The sequence below is a fragment of the Kitasatospora sp. NPDC022785 genome (assembly GCF_055561295.1).
The window spans coordinates 1-6,365 of record NZ_JBVHHB010000056.1 but is presented as its reverse complement, the minus strand read 5'-3'; the positions used below and the strand labels follow the sequence as shown (position 1 = coordinate 6,365).

Here is a 6,365-nt window from a genome sequence, read left to right as displayed (position 1 = left end):
CGCAACGGGCGTGAGGAGGTGTTGTGCGGGCTGTTCGCCGAGGTCCTCGGGCTGGAGCGGATCGGCATCGACGACAGCTTCTTCGAACTCGGCGGCCACTCCCTGCTCGCGACCAGGCTGCTCAGCCGCATCCGCTCCGAGTTCGGCGTGGACCTCGCGGTGCGGGCGGTCTTCGAGGCGCCCACCGTCGCCGGACTTGCCGGCCACCTGGACGCCGCCGGTGCCGCCCGCCGGGCTCTGACCGTGGCCGAGCGCCCGGCCGAGATCCCGCTGTCCGCCGCCCAGCGGCGCCTGTGGTTCCTCAACCGGGTCGAGGGCCCGAGCGCCACCTACAACCTGCCGCTCCCGGTGCGCCTCACCGGCGCCCTGGACGTCGACGCGCTGCGCGCGGCGCTCGCCGACTTGGTGGCCAGGCACGAGAGCCTGCGCACCGTCTTCCCCGAGACCGACGGCCGGGCCCGCCAGGAGGTCCTGGCCGCCGAGCAGGCGACGCCCGAACTCGTCGTGACCGACGTGGCCCCGGCCGACCTCGACGAGCACGTCCGGCGGCTGGCCCAGACGGGCTTCGAGCTCGCGAACGAGCTCCCGCTGCGTGCCCACCTGCTCCGGGTGAGCGTCGAGGACCACGTCCTGCTGCTCGTCGTGCACCACATCGCCGGCGACGGCTGGTCGATGGCCCCGCTCGCCCGGGACCTCTCCGTCGCCTACCAGGCGCGACTGGCGGGCCACGCGCCGAGCCAGGAGCAGCTGCCGGTCCAGTACGCCGACTACACGCTCTGGCAGATCGACGTCCTCGGCGACGAGAACGACCCGACCAGTGCCATGGCGGGCCAGCTGGACCACTGGCGCACGGCGCTCTCCGGGATTCCGGACGAGCTCCAGCTGCCCACCGACCGGCCGCGTCCGGCGGTCGCCAGCTACCGGGGCGCCCGGGTGCCGCTCGCCCTCCCGAAGGACGTCCACCAGAAGGTGACGGCCATCGCGCAGGCCCGCGGCGCCAGCGTCTTCATGGTGATGCAGGCCGCCATCGCGGCACTGCTCGCCAAGCTCGGCGCCGGCGACGACATCCCGATCGGCAGCGTGATCGCCGGTCGTACCGACGAGGCGCTGAACGACCTGGTCGGCTTCTTCGTCAACACCCTGGTGCTGCGCACCGACCTGTCCGGGAACCCGACCTTCCAGGAGCTGATCGACCGGGTCCGGGAGACCGACCTCGCGGCGTACGCCAACCAGGACGTGCCCTTCGAGCAGCTGGTGGACGAGCTCAACCCGGAGCGCTCGCTCGCCCGGCACCCGCTGTTCCAGGTCATGCTGTCGTTCGAGAACAACGCGGCCGCCCGGGCCGACCTGCCGGGCGTGCAGGTGGCCCCGTACGCGGTCGAGCTGGACGTGGCCAAGTTCGACCTGTCCTTCCAGCTCGTCGAGCAGTTCGACACCGATGGCGCGCCCGTCGGCATCGCCGGCGCCCTCGAGTACTCGGCCGACCTGTTCGACCAGGCCACCGCCGAGCGGATCGTGGATCGCATGGCCCGCCTGCTGGACGGCGTCCTCGCCGACTCGCACGCGCCGGTCGGCTCGGTCGACGTCCTCACCGCCGAGGAGCGTGCGCGCCTGCTGGTCGAGTGGAACCCCACCGGCAAGGACGTGCCGCAGGCGACCCTGGTCGAGCTGTTCGAGGCCCAGGCGGCCCGGACTCCCGCAGCCGTCGCGGTGACCTCGGAGGACAGCGAACTCACCTACGGGGAGCTGGACAGCCGGGCCAACCGTCTGGCCCGCCACCTGATCGGCCACGGGGTGGGGCCGGAGCAGCTGGTCGCCCTCGCGCTGCCACGCACCGAGCAGATGATCGTCGCGCTGCTCGCGGTGCTGAAGACCGGCGCGGGCTACCTCCCGGTGGACCCCGACTACCCGGCGGACCGGATCGGCTACATGCTGGAGGACGCCCGGCCGAGCCTGGTGCTGCTCTCCCGCGACACCGCCGCCGCGCTCGACGCGGTGGACGCGAGCGGCCCCGCCCGCCTCGTGCTGGACGAGCCCGCTGTGACGGACCTGCTCGCCCGCGAGAGCGCCGCGGCCGTCACCGACGCGGACCGCACCACCGCGCTCCGGCCGGCGCACACGGCCTACGTCATCTACACCTCGGGCTCCACAGGGCGCCCCAAGGGCGTGATGATCCCGCACCAGAACGTGGTGCGTCTGTTCCGCGCGACCGAGCACTGGTTCGACTTCGGCGCCGACGACGTCTGGACGATGTTCCACTCGTACGCGTTCGACTTCTCCGTCTGGGAGATCTGGGGTCCGCTGCTGTACGGCGGCCGCCTGGTGATGGTCTCCTACGAGACCAGCCGCAGCACGCGGGACTTCCGCGCCCTGCTCGCACGCACCAAGGTGACCGTGCTCAACCAGACCCCCTCCGCCTTCTACCGCCTCATCCAGGAGGAGCGCGAGAACCCCGGCGCCGACGCGCTGTCCCTGCGCACCGTGGTCTTCGGCGGCGAGGCGCTGGACCTGGGACGGCTGGAGGAGTGGTACGGCGTCCACCCGGACGACGCGCCGACCCTGGTCAACATGTACGGCATCACCGAGACCACCGTGCACGTCACGCACCGCGCGCTGAACCGGGCCGCGGCCGCCGAGCTGCGCGGCAGCGCCATCGGCCAGGCGATCCCGGACCTGCGGGTCTACGTCCTGGACGCGGGCCTGCAGCCGGTCCCGGCGGGTGTCACCGGCGATCTCTACGTCGCCGGCGCGGGTCTGGCCCGTGGCTACCTCAATCGCCCGGCCCTGTCGGCGGAGCGTTTCGTCGCGGATCCGTTTGTCGGCTCGGGTGAGCGGATGTACCGCACGGGTGATGTGGTGCGGTGGTCTGCCGAGGGTGAGCTGGAGTACCTGGGCCGGGCCGACGACCAGGTGAAGATCCGCGGCTTCCGGATCGAGCTGGGCGAGATCGAGGCCGCCGTGTCGACCGATCCGGCCGTGGCGAACAGCGCGGTGGTCGTGCGGGAGGATGCCTCCGGTGCGAAGCGTCTCGTGGCCTACGTGGTCGGAGGCGATGACGGCCTGGACATCGAGGTGCTGCGGGACCGGGTGGCGTCGCGGGTGCCGGAGTACATGGTGCCCTCCACGTTCGTGGTCATGGACGAGTTGCCCCTGACCGCCAACGGCAAGCTGGACCGCCGTGTGCTGCCGGAGCCGAACTACGGCGGCCGGGCCTCGGAGCGCGGTCCGCGCAACCAGCGTGAGGAGGTGCTGTGCGGGCTGTTCGCCGAGGTTCTCGGGCTGGAGCGGATCGGTATCGACGACAGCTTCTTCGAGCTGGGCGGTGACAGCATCGTCTCCATCCAGCTGGTCAGCCGCGCCCGCAAGGCCGGCCTGGAATTCTCGCCGCGCGACGTGTTCCAGCACCGCACGGTCGAGGCACTGGCCGCGATCGCCGTAAGCCTCGAGGGCTCGGACGAGGGCGATCAGGACCCGGATGCGGGTGTCGGCGCGGTGCCGCCGACCCCGATCATGCGCTGGTTGGAGGAGCTGGGCGGCCCGGTCGACGGGTACAACCAGGCGATGGTGGTGCAGGTGCCGGCGTCCGCGACGCTGGAGAGCCTGACCGCCGCGCTCCAGGCCCTGCTCGACCGGCACGACCTCCTGCGGGCCAGGCTGACCCGGCCCGCCGACGGTCCGTGGTCCCTGGAGGTCCGGGCCCGCGGCGCCGTCCGCGCCGAGGACCTGCTGCTGCGCGTCGACGCGGACCGCGCACAGATCACCGAGGAGGCACAGGCCGCCCAGCGCCGGCTGGACCCCGACCGGGGCGTGATGGTGCAGGCGGTGTGGTTCGACGGCGGCCCCGGAGTCTCCGGCCGGCTGCTGCTGATGGCCCACCACCTGGTGGTGGACGGGGTGTCCTGGCGCATCCTGCTGCCGGACCTGGCCGCCGCCCACGACGCCGTGGCCGAGGGCCGCGAGCCCGAACTCGCTTCGGTGGAGACCCCGTTCAAGGTCTGGGCCGAAGGCCTGGTGACCGAGGCCGGTACGGCGGAGCGTGCCGCGGAGCTGGACGTGTGGACCGGGATGCTCACGGGGGAGGACCCGCAGCTGGGCGCCCGTGCGCTCGACCCGCGGCGGGACACCGCGCCCGCCCGGCGGGTGCTGTCCGTGGAGCTTCCGTCCGAGGTGACCGGCGCGCTGCTGACCCGGGTGCCGGCGGTGTTCCACGCGGGTGTGAACGATGTGCTGCTGGCCGGCTTCGCCCTGGCGGTCGAGGACTGGCGGCGCCGCCGCGGCGTCCGGGCCACCGGTGCGCTGGTGGACCTGGAGGGCCACGGCCGTGAGGAGCTCGTGCCCGGCGCCGACGTCTCGCGCACGGTGGGCTGGTTCACCAGCCTCTTCCCGGTCCGGCTGGACCCGGGCGTGCCCGCCGACGCCTGGGACCAGGTCTGGTCCGCGGGCGCGGTGGTCGGCGACGCCGTCAAGGCCGTCAAGGAACAGCTCCGCGCCCTGCCCGACAACGGCGCCGGTTACGGCCTGCTGCGCCACCTCAACCCCGGCACCGCACAGGCCCTGGCCGCTCTGCCCACCCCGCAGATCGCCTTCAACTACCTCGGCCGCTTCGAGTTCGCCGACCCGGCGGCCCAGGCTGCCGACTGGGGCCTGTGCGCCGACGCCGACACCGGCAGTGGTCTGGACCTGGAGGGCCTGATCGGCCACGCGCTGGAGGTCAACTCGCTGACCGTCGACCGCCCCGAGGGCGGCTCGCTGGTGGCGAACTGGTCCTGGCCGGCCGAGCTGTTCACCGAGGACGAGGTCCGGGACCTGGGCGAGACCTGGTTCCGTGCCCTGAAGGCCATCGCGAACCACGCCGAAGGCCCCGGCGCCGGCGGCCACACCCCGTCCGACTTCGCCCTGGTGGAGCTGACCCAGTCCGAGGTCGACGAACTCCAGGAACAGCAGGAGCAGTTGGCGGACGTCCTGCCGCTGTCCCCGCTGCAGGAGGGCCTGCTCTTCCACGCGCTGTACGACGAGCACGGCTCGGACGTCTACAACGTCCAGATGTCCTTCGAGTTCGAGGGGCACCTCGACGCCGAGTCCATGCGGCGGGCGGCAGGGGTGCTGCTGGAACGGCACGCGAACCTGCGCTCCGCCTTCCGCGCCCTCAGGAACGGCACGCTGGTCCAGCTGGTCCCCGGCCGGGTGGAGCTGCCGTGGACCGAGGTGGACCTCAGCGGCTTGTCGGAGGCCGACCGTGACCGGGAGCTGGCCCGCCTGGTGGCCGAGGACCGGGTCAGCCGCTTCGACCTCGTCCGGCCGCCGCTGATCCGCTTCACGCTGATCACCACCGGACCGCAGCGCCACCTCCTGCTCATCACCAACCACCACATCCTGCTGGACGGTTGGTCCACCCCCATCCTGCTCGACGAACTGTTCTCGGCGTACGCCACCAAGGGCGACGGCGCGCACCTGCCCCGGGTCACCCCCTACCGCGACTACCTGGCCTGGCTCACCCGCCAGGACCGCAGCGAGGCACAGGCCACCTGGGCACGCGAGTTCGAGGGCCTGGAGGAGCCGACCCTGTTGGTCGGCCAGGACGCCGGCGGGCACTCCGCGCTCCCGGAGCGCCTGGTGGTCGAGCTGACCGCGGAGCGGACCGATCGGCTGACGGCCGAGAGCCGCCGCCGTGGCGTCACCACCAACACCATGGTGCAGACCGCCTGGGCGATGCTGCTGGGGCACCTGACCGGCCGCGACGACATCGTCTTCGGCGCCACCGTCTCCGGCCGGCCGGCGGAGATCCCCGGCATCGAGTCGATGGTCGGCCTGTTCATCAACACCCTGCCGGTGCGGGTCGGGTTCGACCCCGCCGAGTCGCTGGAGGACCTGGTCAACCGCGTCCAGGAACGGCAGACCGCGCTGCTGCCCTACCACCACATCGGCCTGAGCGAGGTCCAGCGCCTCGCCGGCCACAGCGAACTCTTCGACACCCTCGTCGTCTTCGAGAACTACCCGATCGACGAGGAGGCGCTGCAGCAGGACAGCTCCAGCCTGCGCACCGTCTCCGGCAGCAGCCGGGACGCCACCCACTACCCGCTCAGCCTGATCGCGGCACAGACCGCGGCCGGCTTCGAACTGCGGCTGGACTACCGTCCGGACCTCGTCGACCGTGAGCGCGTCGCGCTCATCGGCGAGAAGCTGCGGACCCTGCTCGACACCCTCGTCGACCAGCCCGCTCTGCCCGTCGGCCGGCTCTCGCCGCTGACGCCGTCCGAGCGCCTGCAGCTTCAGGGCTGGAATGCGACGGGGTGTGAGGTGGGGGCGGGTTCGTTGGTGGATCTGTTCGAGGCTCAGGTGGTGCGGACGCCGGATGCGGTTGCGGT

At 72.4% G+C, this 6,365-nt stretch carries 1 protein-coding gene; it reads left to right on the top strand.

Features of this window, described 5'->3' with window-relative positions:
- Window positions 1-6,365, top strand: a 6,365-nt coding sequence (locus tag ACZ3YO_RS39665; protein WP_465579131.1) for an amino acid adenylation domain-containing protein, incomplete at both ends; no start/stop codon positions are given.